Origin of the sequence: Enterobacter chuandaensis, assembly GCF_003594915.1 — a bacterium.
In the GTDB taxonomy this organism is placed as follows: domain Bacteria; phylum Pseudomonadota; class Gammaproteobacteria; order Enterobacterales; family Enterobacteriaceae; genus Enterobacter; species Enterobacter chuandaensis.
In genome coordinates this window covers 332,111-344,648 of the sequence record NZ_QZCS01000002.1, presented here as the reverse complement: position 1 = coordinate 344,648, position 12,538 = coordinate 332,111, and the positions used below count along the sequence as shown (strand labels likewise).

Annotated in this window: 12 protein-coding genes and 1 other RNA gene; 8 read left to right on the top strand and 5 right to left on the bottom strand. The window is 57.1% G+C overall.

Going from position 1 to position 12,538, the window contains the following annotated elements:
- Window positions 1–53 precede the first annotated feature (53 nt).
- On the bottom strand, window positions 54–914 hold the full coding sequence (gene tesB, locus D5066_RS04825) for an acyl-CoA thioesterase II (RefSeq protein ID WP_080328051.1): 861 nt from the start codon (window positions 912–914) through the stop codon (window positions 54–56).
- Between the two features lie 203 nt (window positions 915–1,117).
- Here tesB and D5066_RS04820 point away from each other — a divergent pair, with 203 nt between their 5' ends.
- A complete protein-coding gene (locus D5066_RS04820) occupies window positions 1,118–1,645 on the top strand; it encodes a YbaY family lipoprotein (RefSeq protein ID WP_080328050.1) in 528 nt (175 codons plus the stop codon).
- A 33-nt stretch (window positions 1,646–1,678) separates the two neighbouring features.
- Here D5066_RS04820 and D5066_RS04815 read toward each other — a convergent pair whose 3' ends face one another.
- The gene (locus tag D5066_RS04815) at window positions 1,679–1,990 is read right to left on the bottom strand and encodes an MGMT family protein (protein WP_119915231.1); all 312 of its coding nucleotides are present in this window, start codon (window positions 1,988–1,990) and stop codon (window positions 1,679–1,681) included.
- A 169-nt stretch (window positions 1,991–2,159) separates the two neighbouring features.
- Here D5066_RS04815 and ffs point away from each other — a divergent pair.
- The 3 genes from ffs to D5066_RS04800 all read left to right on the top strand — a co-directional run bounded on the left by ffs (window position 2,160) and on the right by D5066_RS04800 (window position 2,978).
- Window positions 2,160–2,256: signal recognition particle sRNA small type (gene ffs / locus D5066_RS04810), an RNA gene on the top strand.
- 258 nt (window positions 2,257–2,514) lie between these two features.
- The gene (locus tag D5066_RS04805; protein WP_119915230.1) at window positions 2,515–2,766 is read left to right on the top strand and encodes a hypothetical protein; all 252 of its coding nucleotides are present in this window, start codon (window positions 2,515–2,517) and stop codon (window positions 2,764–2,766) included.
- The gene (locus D5066_RS04800; protein WP_119915229.1) at window positions 2,763–2,978 is read left to right on the top strand and encodes a hypothetical protein; all 216 of its coding nucleotides are present in this window, start codon (window positions 2,763–2,765) and stop codon (window positions 2,976–2,978) included. The genes D5066_RS04805 and D5066_RS04800 overlap by 4 nt, the downstream gene beginning before the upstream one ends.
- A gap of 81 nt (window positions 2,979–3,059) precedes the next feature.
- Here the strand turns inward: D5066_RS04800 and yczR are convergent, their stop codons facing one another.
- Window positions 3,060–4,481, bottom strand: a complete 1,422-nt coding sequence (yczR, locus tag D5066_RS04795; protein WP_119915228.1) for a MocR-like transcription factor YczR — start codon at window positions 4,479–4,481, stop codon at window positions 3,060–3,062.
- An 86-nt stretch (window positions 4,482–4,567) separates the two neighbouring features.
- Here yczR and yczE point away from each other — a divergent pair, with 86 nt between their 5' ends.
- From yczE to D5066_RS04780, 3 genes are all read left to right on the top strand, one after another.
- The gene (gene yczE, locus D5066_RS04790) at window positions 4,568–5,179 is read left to right on the top strand and encodes a membrane protein YczE (RefSeq protein ID WP_119915227.1); all 612 of its coding nucleotides are present in this window, start codon (window positions 4,568–4,570) and stop codon (window positions 5,177–5,179) included.
- A gap of 76 nt (window positions 5,180–5,255) precedes the next feature.
- Window positions 5,256–6,326: a LacI family DNA-binding transcriptional regulator gene (locus D5066_RS04785; RefSeq protein ID WP_119915318.1), complete on the top strand. Its 1,071-nt coding sequence runs from the start codon at window positions 5,256–5,258 to the stop codon at window positions 6,324–6,326.
- A gap of 102 nt (window positions 6,327–6,428) precedes the next feature.
- The gene (locus D5066_RS04780; protein WP_119915226.1) at window positions 6,429–9,521 is read left to right on the top strand and encodes a beta-galactosidase; all 3,093 of its coding nucleotides are present in this window, start codon (window positions 6,429–6,431) and stop codon (window positions 9,519–9,521) included.
- 33 nt (window positions 9,522–9,554) lie between these two features.
- Here the strand turns inward: D5066_RS04780 and D5066_RS04775 are convergent, their stop codons facing one another.
- On the bottom strand, window positions 9,555–10,373 hold the full coding sequence (locus tag D5066_RS04775; protein ID WP_119915225.1) for a nickel/cobalt efflux protein RcnA: 819 nt from the start codon (window positions 10,371–10,373) through the stop codon (window positions 9,555–9,557).
- Between the two features lie 134 nt (window positions 10,374–10,507).
- Between D5066_RS04775 and D5066_RS04770 the strand changes: the two genes are divergently transcribed.
- Window positions 10,508–10,780 (top strand): metal/formaldehyde-sensitive transcriptional repressor, encoded by a 273-nt coding sequence (locus D5066_RS04770; RefSeq protein ID WP_080328044.1) that lies wholly within the window; start codon window positions 10,508–10,510, stop codon window positions 10,778–10,780.
- Here the strand turns inward: D5066_RS04770 and pdeB are convergent.
- Window positions 10,773–12,338, bottom strand: coding sequence for a cyclic di-3',5'-guanosine monophosphate phosphodiesterase PdeB (gene pdeB / locus D5066_RS04765; RefSeq protein WP_119915224.1), 1,566 nt, complete (start codon window positions 12,336–12,338; stop codon window positions 10,773–10,775). The two genes, D5066_RS04770 and pdeB, sit on opposite strands and share 8 nt — an antisense overlap.
- Between the last annotated feature and the right edge of the window lie 200 nt (window positions 12,339–12,538).

Below are 12,538 nucleotides of genomic sequence, written 5' to 3'. Positions count from 1 at the left end.
ATTCCCTCTCCCCGTGGGAGAGGGCCAGGGTGAGGGCATCAGGCCGCACACATTCACCCGCGATTACGCATTACCCCTTCCTGCACCGTCGAGGCGACCAGCACGCCGTCCTGGGTATAAAACTCTCCACGCACAAACCCGCGAGCGCTCGACGCTGATGTACTCTCCACGCTGTAGAGCAGCCACTCATTCATGTTGAACGGACGGTGGAACCACATGGAGTGATCGATGGTTGCGACCTGCATCCCTTTTTCCAGGAAGCCAACGCCGTGCGGCTGCAGCGCTACCGGCAGGAAATTGAAGTCAGACGCGTAGCCCAGCAGATACTGATGCACGCGGAAATCTTCCGGCACGGTGCCATTAGCGCGGATCCAGACCTGGCGCTTCGGCTCGGCAGTGTGGCCTTTCATCGGGTTATGGAACTCAACCGGGCGGATCTCCAGCGGTTTATCGCAGAGAAACTTCTCTTTGACCTGCGGTGGAAGCAGATGCGCCAGCGCACGGGCGATATCGGTCTCTGATTTGAGATCGTCCGGCGCGGGGGCCGGCGGCATCACTTTCTGATGCTCATACCCCGGCTCCGGCGCCTGGAAAGAGGCGGTCATATAAAAGATCGGCTTGCCGTTCTGAACGGCCGCCACGCGGCGTGCGCTGAAGCTGTTGCCGTCTCGCAGGACTTCAACGTCATACACAATCGGTTTTGCGCTGTCGCCAGGGCGTAAGAAATAGCTGTGGAATGAGTGCACCAGACGGTCTGCAGGGACGGTCTCCTTTGCAGCGTACAGCGCTTGTCCGACGACCTGGCCGCCGAACACCTGACGTAAGCCGAGGTCTTCGCTCTGTCCGCGATAGAGTCCTTCCTCAATTTTTTCCAGATTCAGTAATGTCAGCAGATTGTTCAGTGCCTGACTCATAGTTGTCCTCAATAAACGCCGTAGCGAAAGATAGGCAGAGTATAACGCAGAAATGAAAGTGGTCCGATGGGTAGAATAATCTGAATATCTGGACGTTTTCAGGCATTAATCGGTGATCTGTGCCACACTTAACTACGTTATGTGATTGAAACGACATCGGATGGGATCGATCCCGCTGGTGCATTGATGATAAGGAGACTTCAATGAAACTCGTGCCCATGCTTAGTGGTGTAGCTATTGCGGTGGCGTTGTCCGCCTGTGCCGGTAAGAGCGCCCAGGTGCCGGTCCCTGCAGCCGATCCGAACGGGATTAATACCCTTTCACAGCAATCCATTCAGCAGCCTAACGTTTCCGGTACAATCTGGATCAAACAGAAAGTCGCTCTGCCGCCGGATGCGGTATTAACGGTAACGCTGTCTGATGCTTCTCTGGCCGACGCGCCGTCGAAAGTTCTGGCCCAGCGTGCGGTCCGTACTGAAGGTAAGCAGGCGCCGTTTAGCTTCGTGCTGCCGTATAACCCGTCAGACGTGCAGCCGAATGCCCGTATCCTGCTGAGTGCAGCGGTAACCATCAACGGCAAGCTGGTCTTTATCACCGATACGGTCCAGGAAGCGATTAACCACGGTGGAACTAAAATCGACCTGAATCTGGTGCCGGTGCAGCAAACCGAAGTCCCGGTTGCTCCACAGACCAATCAGCCGTCCCTGCCAACTCCACCGACTCAGATGTAACTGTTGCTATTACCCTCTCCTTCGGGGGAGGGTTTAGTACACCCAGCGGTATTTCTGCAAATCAATCTCTCCTGCTCCCGACACCTGCACACCCTCTGAAAGCAATGCCTGACGCTGACGCTGGAGATCCGGCCCGGTTAACGAGATGGCGCCATGACGGTTCACCACCCTATGCCAGGGCAGCGTACTCCCTTCCGGCAGTCGTTTGAGGACGCCTCCAACCTGTCGCGCTGCGCGCGGGGAACCGGCCAGCCGTGCGACATCACCGTAGGTAGTGACGTAGCCTTCCGGAATCGAGGCCACGATTTGCCATACGCGCTGGGGAAAGGAGTCGTGTTCGTCCATACCTTCACCTGTGGGGATGTTTGGACCGTCATGGTAAACGAAGATCGTCCTGATTGCTGCGCCTGTTTGCGCAAGAAACCAGCATCCGGTTCCTGGTCGCTTGCAATTGGCTCTTCGCACAGGGATAATGCGCCAGCGCGTTGGTTATCAACGCTCTCAATGGGGGCTCTGTTGGTTCTCCCGCAACGCTACTCTGTTCACCAGGTCAGGTCCGGAAGGAAGCAGCCAGGGCAGACGACGTGGGTGCCGGGATGTAGCTGGCAGGGCCCCCACCCATTTGTGGTTTCATACGATCTTTCCCGCTTCACCTCTCTTTCAACCGTTATTCCACACTACGACAGTGCCTATATTCTGTAATATATATTTCATTGCGCTGAAATATTACTGTCATAAACCTGTAATAATAGCCTGTCATTTTATTATCGGATGTCTTTTTTCTGTCATAAGTTAAAAATATATATCTGGATAACAGTGTTAACTTCGTGTATTAAATAAAGAACTGATTCCGAAGGGAAGTGACGAACATGGCTACTGCGGTATTAAATGTTAAAATTGACGAAGCGCTAAAAGAAAGACTTCGCCACTTTGCGGAAGTTAATAACGAGAATTTAAGCGTGACTACAGAGAAACTGCTGCTGCTGGCATTCGAAGCAGTAGAAGAGGCGGGAGTATCGGAAGAGGATATTGATAATCAGCATACGGAAGAAGAGAGTGTTTCTCCTTTTACTCCTAAAGAAATCAAAGCTCTACGTAAACTTCTGAAGAAGAGAAAATGAAACAACAACTATCAACTGCCAGTGACTATAACGAGGCCTGCGATCTGTTGCGTTCAGGCTACGTGAAGCATGTACGTCTTGGCTGGAATGTTGGAAGCGATGAATTCTTTCGTATTGCGTCTGACTGGTGTGATACTGGCGCAAAAATAAAGAAAGAGGGAGGTAATTTCGTTATTTCCCTGAAAGGTTTCCCTATTCCTCCTCAGCATTAATTTGTGACCAGTGAAAACTGCTGACTGCATATGTGGCAGTCAGCAGTTTTTATTTTATGATCCGCTTCAAATATTTAACTATTACACCAGGCTGCGTTTTACCGATGGCGCATATGAATTTAGCGAAAGCCATAACGGTTTAATCCGCAGCAACGCCTCTTCCAGTTCCGCGGGTTCGAGCGAAAAGGGCATACGCAAAAAACGGTCAAACGCCCCCGATAAACCAAACCGCGTGCCGGTCCCCAGGTTTATCCCGATAATTTCTGCCCGCGCGGCAAGCTGCGTCGCCAGCATGCCCGGAAGCTCGATCCAGTAAGAGAGCCCACCTTCCGCCTCATGGAATTTCCACTCCGGGAAATGTTCACGCAGCAGCTCACCGCATCGATCGCGCCGTTCCGCCAGCATCTTGCGGCGGGCGGGCAGAAAACGCTCGCTATTGTCGATAAGCCACAGTGTTGCCAGCTGCTCCAGCAGCGGCGAGCCTAAATCCAGGGTATCGCGCGTCTGGGCAAGCGTGGCGATAGTACGCGAGGAGGCGCGGATCCAGCCGAGACGCAGCCCGCCCCAGAAGCTCTTTCCGGCAGAGCCTAACGTTATCACGCTGGCCTGCGGGTTAAATGAAGCCAGCGGTGGTGGCGGGGGAGAGTCAAACCAGAGATCGACCATCGTTTCATCCACCACCAGAGCCGTGCGGCTTTGTGCGGCAATATCGGTTATGGCCTGACGGGTAGCGATATCCATGCATCGCCCGGTTGGGTTATGAAAATCTGGCATCAGGTAAGCCAGGCGCGGCGCGGTCTGGGCAAGCGTGGCCGCGAATCCATCCGTATCCCAGCCGATTTCCGGCAACGACACCCCAACTGGCCGACACTGCGCTCCCTGAATAGCGGCAATGGCCAGCGGATAAGTGGGGTGATCGACCACCACGCGATCCCCCGGCCCGGCCATCATCCGCAGTACCAGCGCAAACCCGCTGACGGCACCGTTGAGCACCATCACCTCGTCTGCCCGGGTGGGAAGACCCCGCGCGGTATAGCGTGCGGCAATAGCCTCGCGCAGCGCCGGCAGCCCAAGCTGATCGTAGCCCGTCAGCGAGAGGTGCTGGGTAATGGCCGTAAGCGCATGGGTATAGGCCTGGTGGATCTCTGGCCCGGCATGGAGGGCGGCTGTGGAGAGATCCAGGGCGGCACTCGCTGCGGAAAGGGTAGGAACGGCGCGGGTATTCGGGAGGATCACGCGCGACCCGCTGCCGTGGCGGCTTTCAAGATAACCCTCTTCACGCAGATGGGCGAGGGCGCTACTGACGGTCGTCCGGCTGACATCCAGCGCTGCGGCCAGCTCCCGTTCGCCCGGCAGTCGCGTATTCAATGCCAGCCGCCCGTCAAGGATCAACAAACGCAACGCGTCGGCCAGCTGGCGCCAGAGCGGGGTGCGGGAGGAGGTTTGCTGCCAGTGGCCTAAAAGGCGTACCAGAGACTGGCTTCCGAAGCGGCGTGATGACATATGCAGTCCACTATTTGAAAACTGGACATTAATCATAGTGCCATTTTAGGTCAGGATGAAAGTCGGGTTCACTGGAGAAGATAAAAATGGTACGTCGTCTGCTACAACTTTATGTCGGTTTAGGGCTGTACGGGCTTTCCACCGCGATGTTTATTCGCGCGGATCTGGGTGTCGATCCGTGGGATGTGTTTCACCTTGGCGTGGGAATACAGCTGGGAATGAGCATTGGGACGGTGATCATTTTGACCGGGGCGGCGGTACTCTTACTGTGGATCCCACTGCGTCAGATGCCCGGTCTTGGCACGATAAGCAACGTGATATGTATTGGTCTGGCGGCGGACGCCAGCATGGCGCTTATCCCGGAACTGAATTCGTTGCCTGTGCAAATTGCGTTCCTGGTGTCAGGTATCGTAATGAACGCGATCGCCACCAGCATGTACATAGGCGCTGGTTTCGGGCCTGGTCCGCGCGACGGACTGATGACCGGTATTCACGCCCGGCTGGGATGGTCCATTCGCAGCGTGCGTACCTCTATTGAAGTGTCCGTCCTGCTGATTGGGTGCGTGCTGGGCGGCTCGTTTGGGGTGGGAACGGTGGTGTACGCTTTGACCATTGGCCCACTTATTCAGGTCTGTTTGCCCTGGTTCCGCCAGAAGCCGCGCATTGCGGAAATACCTCAGCCTGAGCGGGTTGTTTAATTTGCGAAGCGCTCACATGTTTTAACGGCGTTGCTGTGCCAGAATAGACGCTTCGAAAATCGCGATGCCAGAACGCATGAAAGCAATCACTCTCTATGATGTCGCCCTCCTGGCGGGGGTTTCTTATCAGACCGTTTCCCGCGTCATTAACGACGCGGAACACGTCTCTGCCCGCACGCGGGAAAAGGTGCAGCAGGCAATGGCGGAGCTGCATTACGTTCCCAACCTGCGGGCGCAGCAGCTGGCGGGGAAACGCACCCGTACGCTGGGCCTCATCACTACCGATCTGGCGCTGCACGCGCCATCACAAATTGTCTCGGCGGTAAAATCCCGGGCGGCAGAACAGGGGGCGAGCGTCCTGATTTCCATGGTGGAGCAGCCGCAGCAGTGTCAGGCGGCGCTTCAGGCGCTGCTGGCGCAGCGGGTGGACGCGCTGCTGGTCAATGTGCCGCTTGACGATCCTCACGCCGAAGAACTCAGGGGGCTGGCGACGCCCGTTCCGGTGCTGTTCCTCGACGTGTCACCGTCAGCGCAGGTAAACAGCCTCGTCTTTAACGCCGGGGAGGGCGCGCGCCTGGGCGTTGAGCATCTGCTTTCGCTGGGGCATCAGCGAATTGCTCTGCTGAGCGGGCCGGAAAGTTCTGTCTCTGCGCGGGCGCGTCTGGCAGGATGGCAAGCGACGCTGGCTGAGGCGGGTCTTAACGCGGAGGCCGTGGCTTACGGCGACTGGAGCGCGGCCAGCGGCTATGAGAAGGGACATGTGCTGCTCTCGGGGGCGGTATTACCGGATGCGATTCTGGTGGCGAACGATCAGATGGCGCTCGGGGTGATGCGCGCCTGCGCGGAAAAAGGGATCGCTGTTCCTGGCCAGATATCGGTGGTGGGGTTTGACGATACGGCCGACAGCGCCTGGTTTTCTCCGCCGCTGACGACCATTCGTCAGGCGTTTCGCGAGGCGGGCGAGCGCAGCGTGGAGTGGCTTCTGGCCCCCACCGGGGGGGAGGAATGCTGGCAGGTTCAACTGCCGGTGACGCTGGTTATCCGCCACTCCAGCGCGCGCCGCACCCCGCAGCAGGCCGAACGCGAGGATCTGGCGCAGCAGCTCAGAAGTCTGGCCCTCCTTGCCGGGCAGCTTGCCCGCAAATAAAACTTTGTGATCGGACTCGCTACCCCGCGAATGAATGCTTTACCGTTACCGGGAGCCAGGGCATGTTAGCCAAAATTGTGAGCGCTTCGCAAAGAGGTTACTATGTCCACCGCTTCACCGCTGACTCTCAGCGCCATTCTGGCCCGACGGGACTGGGAAAACCCGGGCGTCACCCAGTGGAACCGTCTCGAGGCACATGCGCCGTTACACAGCTGGCGTCTTGAACAGCCTGCCCGGGATGATGCAGCATCCGCCAGCAGACGCTCTCTCAATGGGGTGTGGCGGTTTAACTATTTTCCTGCACCCGAGCAAATCCCGGAGGCGTGGGTAACCGAAGATTGTGCGGACGCCGTTGCGATGCCCGTGCCGTCGAACTGGCAGATGCAGGGGTTTGACACGCCCATCTACACTAACGTTACCTATCCTATCCCTGTTAATCCGCCTTTTGTGCCGCAGGAAAACCCAACCGGTTGTTACTCGCTCACATTTGAGGTTGATGACATTTGGCTTCAGTGCGGGCAGACCCGCATCGTCTTCGACGGCGTGAACTCGGCGTTTCATCTGTGGTGTAACGGGCAGTGGATAGGCTATTCCCAGGACAGCCGGTTGCCTGCCGAATTCGATCTCTCGGCGGTCCTGCGATCCGGTGAGAACCGCCTGGCGGTCATGGTGTTGCGCTGGTGCGACGGCAGCTATCTGGAAGATCAGGACATGTGGCGCATGAGCGGAATTTTCCGCGATGTGACCTTACTGCATAAACCCAAAACGCAGATTGCCGATTATCATGTGGTGACGGACCTGAATGCGGAGCTGGATCGCGCGGTGCTGAAGGCCGATGTCGCGCTTACGGGCTCCGGCTTTGCGGACTGCGAGGTAGACTTTACCCTGTGGCGCAAGGGGGAAAAATACGCCAGCGTTTCCCGGCGTCCGGGTACGGCCATTGTCGACGAGCGCGGCAGCTGGGCCGAGCGCCTGACGGTGGCGATCCCCGTCGAGTCCCCTGTGCTCTGGAGTGCTGAAACGCCGGAGCTGTATCGCCTGACGATTGCGCTTCGCAACCCGCAGGGTGAGGTGCTGGAGATTGAAGCGTGCGATGTGGGCTTCCGCCGCGTTGACATCAGCAACGGCCTGCTGAAGCTCAACGGTAAGCCGCTGCTTATCCGCGGCGTTAACCGTCATGAGCATCATCCGGAAAACGGCCAGGTGATGGACGAGGCGACCATGCGCCGCGATATCGAAATCATGAAGCAGCACAACTTTAACGCCGTGCGCTGCTCGCACTACCCGAACCATCCGCTGTGGTACAGCCTTTGCGATCGCTATGGGCTGTACGTCGTTGACGAAGCCAATATCGAAACCCACGGCATGGTGCCGATGAGCCGCCTTGCTGACGATCCGCGCTGGCTGCCCGCCATGAGCGAGCGCGTGACCCGCATGGTGCAGCGCGATCGCAATCACCCCTCCATTATCATCTGGTCCCTGGGCAACGAGTCCGGCCACGGTGCGAATCACGATGCGCTGTACCGCTGGCTGAAAACTACCGATCCAACGCGCCCGGTGCAGTACGAAGGCGGCGGGGCGAATACGGCGGCGACCGATATTGTCTGTCCGATGTACGCCCGGGTCGATCAGGATCAGCCCTTCCCGGCGGTGCCTAAATGGTCAATCAAGAAATGGATCGGCATGCCCGACGAAACGCGTCCGCTGATCCTCTGTGAATACGCCCACGCGATGGGGAACAGCTTCGGCGGATTTGCAAAATACTGGCAGGCGTTTCGCAGCCATCCTCGCCTGCAGGGTGGGTTTGTCTGGGACTGGGTCGATCAGGCGTTGACGAAGAAAGACGAAAAGGGCAACGCGTTCTGGGCCTACGGCGGAGACTTTGGCGATAAGCCGAACGATCGGCAGTTTTGCCTTAACGGACTGGTATTCCCCGATCGCACGCCGCATCCGGCGCTGTATGAGGCGCAGCGCGCCCAGCAGTTCTTTACCTTTACGTTGGTCAGCACTTCTCCGCTAATGATTGAGGTGCAAAGCGGCTACCTGTTCCGCCCCACCGATAACGAGGTGCTGAGCTGGAAGGTTGCCCGGGACGGAGACGTGCTGGCCGCGGGCGAGGTGACGCTGGCGATGGCGCCTGAAGGCATCCAGCGTCTGGAGCTGGACCTGTCGGAGCTCAACGCCGGACCGGGTGAGGTCTGGCTGAACGTTGAAGTACGCCAGCCGCGGGCTACGCCGTGGTCGCCGGCAGACCATCTCTGCGCGTGGGAGCAGTGGCCGCTCCCGGTTCCCCTGTTTATCGCGCCAGAAGTCTCTGCGGGCGAGCCTCCGCGCCTGACGCAGCATGAGAATATGCTTGAGATAACGCATCAGCAGCAGCGCTGGCAGTTCGATCGCCAAACAGGAAACCTGACTCAATGGTGGCGAAATGGCGCTGAAACGCTGATTTCACCGCTGACGGATAATTTTAGCCGCGCGCCGCTGGACAACGATATTGGCGTGAGCGAAGCGACGCGCATCGATCCGAACGCGTGGGTTGAACGCTGGAAAGCGGCGGGGATGTACGATCTTACCTCGCGCGTGCTGCGCTGTGACGCAGAACAGCACGCAGGCGAGGTGGTGGTCACCACCCGACACGCATGGGAGCATCACGGAAAGACGCTGTTCCTGAGTCGTAAAATCTGGCGGGTGGACGAGCGGGGAGTTCTGCATGGCGATATTGAGGTCGATATTGCGACTGATATCCCCGCGCCCGCCCGCGTTGGCCTCAGTGTTCATCTCGCTGAAGCGCCGGAAAAGGTTGACTGGCTGGGGCTGGGGCCGCATGAAAACTACCCGGACAGAAAGCTGGCGGCACAGCAGGGGCGCTGGATATTACCTCTGGATGCCATGCACACGCCGTATATCTTCCCGACGGAAAATGGTTTGCGCTGCGATACCCGGGAACTTCTGCTGGGCACACATCAGCTGAATGGCCGGTTCCATTTCTCGGTGAGCCGTTATAGCCAGCAGCAGCTACGAGAAACAACCCATCATCATCTGCTGCGGGAAGAGCCGGGGTGCTGGCTCAACCTCGATGCGTTCCATATGGGCGTGGGCGGCGATGACTCCTGGAGCCCCAGCGTTTCGCCGGAGTTCATCCTGCAGACAAGCCAGCTTCGTTATACCTTCAGCTGGCAGCAGACTCTTACCTGACCAGAGAGGCGGCCACCGGACGTGGCCGCCTGCTTACGCCAGAATGCCGCTCAGGCCGTGCAGGCTCATGTAAATGCCCACCACGGTAATCAGCGCAGCGGAGATCCACGGTGCTTTACGGGACAATTCGCTAAATCCGGGCCAGCGTTTTGTCGCATGTTTGAGGCTTAAGGCGGCAATCGCGCCGGAAGCGACAAGCGTTAACGCCAGACCGATGCTGAAGCTGAATACCAGCGTTGCGCCGAGGGCGAAATGCTTCAGCTGCAGGCAAATCAGCAGAACGGTGATGGACGCCGGGCAGGGGATAAGCCCGCCGGTCAGGCCAAACATCGCAATCTGTCCGGTCGTCACGTTTTGTCCGCTGAAGCGTCGGTTAATATCCTGCGCATGCGCGCGCTGGTGGGCGTCCTGCCACTCCTCTTCAACCAGCGGGTGTTCGTGGTGATGGTGGTGATCATGATGATGGTCATGGTCATGATGATGGTGGTGATCGTGATGATGATCGTGCGGCTGGCTCTCTTTCCAGGTTCGCCACGCCATCCACAGGGCGATCAGAACGATCAACACCCCGGAGAACAGCTGGAACCAGGGTTCGGACGTATGTGCATCCCAGCCCCGGCCAAACCACAATCCAGCCATGGCAATGATCCAGACGACCGCCGTATGGGAAAGCGTTGCCGCCAGACCAAGCAGCACCGCCTGTTTCAGCGTGCCGCGGATCGCCACGATAAAAGCGGCCATCATCGTTTTTGAGTGACCCGGTTCCAGGCCATGCAGCGCGCCGAGCAGGATGGCGCTGGGAACAAACAGCCAGGCATTGCCCTGCTGCAAAAGTGAAGCAAAATCGTTCATGGGAAATTCCGGAATGGAAAGTGTGAGCAAATAGTACTCCCCCCCAGTAGTTTAATACTACCCCCCAGTAGAAAAATACTCAGGGGGAGTAGAGCGTGATATGCTTTAAAAGCCAAAAAAATAAGGATGCCGAGATGTCACATACCGTTCGCGACAAGAAGATGTTATTGACTCGCCTGAAGAAAATTCAGGGGCAGAGTAACGCCCTTGAGAAAATGCTCAACAGCGATCATGAGTGCGCCGAAGTGTTACAGCAGCTGGCGGCGATCCGTGGGGCAGTCAATGGCATGATGATGCAGGTGATTGAAGGGCATCTCACCGATCATGTGGTGAAAGAGCCCGAAGAGGCGCAGCGTGAAGCCGATCTTGGCGTCGTGATGCAGGTAATCAAATCCTATCTTAAATAGTATGCGTCTCCAGGTTATGTTCTGCCCAGAGAATAAACTCTGCTTTTGGCAGCGCCTTACTGTAATACCACCCCTGTCCGTACTGCACCCCGTGGCGGTGTAACCAGGCGAGCTGCCCTTCGGTCTCAACGCCTTCCGCCACCATCGCCAGCTGCAGTGACTTCGCCATTTCGATGATGTGCGGCGTCACGTTTTTGTACTCCAGCGCATCCACGAAGGATTTATCAATTTTTAGCGTGTCGACATCCAGATTCTGCAGATAGCTGAGGCTGGAATAGCCCGTACCAAAATCATCAATATAAACAGGGTGGCCAGAGCGGCGGAATGCGGCGATAGCGGGCGCGCTGATTTTGGGGTCGGCAAAGCCACGCTCGGTTAACTCGAGGGCGATTTGTCCGGGATGGATTTGCCACTTATTCATAAGCTGGCTTAGCAGCGGCGGCAGATTGCCAGAGGTTAAATCAGCAGGGGCGAGGTTGATGGAGATATGCTGATCGGCATGAAGCTGCAGCCAGTGGCCCATATCTTCAAACACTTTTTCCATCACTAACTGCGTCAGCTGCGAGATAAGGCCGGTTTGCTCGGCAAGCGGCACAAAAATATCAGGCGAGAGATTGCTTCCATCCGTCTGCGGCCAGCGCGCCAGCGCCTCTGCGCCGACAATTTTTCCGCTACAGAGCGCCACGATGGGCTGATAGTGCACCATAAATTCACGGTTGCTAATAGCATCAAGCAGGCGATTGCGTGGCGACTGAATACGACGCAGTATCCGCAGCACAAACAGTGCCGCCAGCAGGCTTATCAGTACGCCAAACGGCAGCCAGAAAAGCAGCTGCCGGTGCCAGCTTTCAGCCAGAGGGGTGAGCGCCGCCCAGGCAACGACGGTAAATCCAAGCTCAGGTACCGGCTTCATCACGTACATGGATCCCTTGTACTGAACGCTGGAGACGCCCCGATCGTTGACCCGATCGCGGATATGCGGATCAAGCGTGTTGCTGCTGGCGAAAATAAGGTGCGTTGCGTTGCCCACCAGGGCGGCATCAATGGCGATCTCACCGAAAGGGATCACATCCACAAGCGAGGCAGGATCGACCAGAACAAGGTAATGGCCCTTCCCGAGCACGGCCATGTAGCGGTGAAAGCCAAGATCGTTTTGTGCGGTAAGCCACGCGCTGTAGCCATCTTCGGTGATACGCATGGGGGGAGGATAAGAGGCGGATTTACTGGCCTGCTCAAGCGAAGAACAGAGGGGTTTTAGATTGTCGATGTAGATCACCTCCTGGATATAGCGCCATGAGAACGCGACCCGACGTATTTCCCTCAAATGCAGCGGACTACAGGGAACGCCCTTAAATCCCTGCAGGTGATTTAACGCTTCTTTTGCCTGATCCACGACCCTGTCAGTACGTATCAGCACGCGAGAAGCATAGCTATCCAGCGCATCGACAAATTTCTCTTCCGCCTGGCGATGGGCCAGCCAGATGCTGAGGCAAATGGGAACCAGCACGGAAAAGATAAGTACGCCAGTCACCAGACTGACCAGATGTCGGGTTTTCATGCTGTCATGTCCTTTCTCACATGTCCGAATTCGGGCATTGAGTGTCCTGCCTGCAGAGAAAGATTTTACCGCGAAATGAAATAGTTATAGCACGTGGGGGCAGGGTTTTCATTTTATCTACGTCAAATCAGAAAATATCCTCGGCAGAGAGGGGGTTGTTTTTTCAACCTGGCCTGGATATCATTTTTGTTATGTTATAA

Bases quoted from the DNA above. Each gene is read 5' to 3' on its own strand.
- tesB (WP_080328051.1), bottom strand. From the start codon at position 914: ATGAGTCAGGCACTGAACAATCTGCTGACATTACTGAATCTGGAAAAA.
- D5066_RS04820 (WP_080328050.1), top strand. From the start codon at position 1,118: ATGAAACTCGTGCCCATGCTTAGTGGTGTAGCTATTGCGGTGGCGTTG.
- D5066_RS04815 (WP_119915231.1), bottom strand. From the start codon at position 1,990: ATGGACGAACACGACTCCTTTCCCCAGCGCGTATGGCAAATCGTGGCC.
- D5066_RS04805 (WP_119915230.1), top strand. From the start codon at position 2,515: ATGGCTACTGCGGTATTAAATGTTAAAATTGACGAAGCGCTAAAAGAA.
- D5066_RS04800 (WP_119915229.1), top strand. From the start codon at position 2,763: ATGAAACAACAACTATCAACTGCCAGTGACTATAACGAGGCCTGCGAT.
- yczR (WP_119915228.1), bottom strand. From the start codon at position 4,481: ATGTCATCACGCCGCTTCGGAAGCCAGTCTCTGGTACGCCTTTTAGGC.
- yczE (WP_119915227.1), top strand. From the start codon at position 4,568: ATGGTACGTCGTCTGCTACAACTTTATGTCGGTTTAGGGCTGTACGGG.
- D5066_RS04785 (WP_119915318.1), top strand. From the start codon at position 5,256: ATGAAAGCAATCACTCTCTATGATGTCGCCCTCCTGGCGGGGGTTTCT.
- D5066_RS04780 (WP_119915226.1), top strand. From the start codon at position 6,429: ATGTCCACCGCTTCACCGCTGACTCTCAGCGCCATTCTGGCCCGACGG.
- D5066_RS04775 (WP_119915225.1), bottom strand. From the start codon at position 10,373: ATGAACGATTTTGCTTCACTTTTGCAGCAGGGCAATGCCTGGCTGTTT.
- D5066_RS04770 (WP_080328044.1), top strand. From the start codon at position 10,508: ATGTCACATACCGTTCGCGACAAGAAGATGTTATTGACTCGCCTGAAG.
- pdeB (WP_119915224.1), bottom strand. From the start codon at position 12,338: ATGAAAACCCGACATCTGGTCAGTCTGGTGACTGGCGTACTTATCTTT.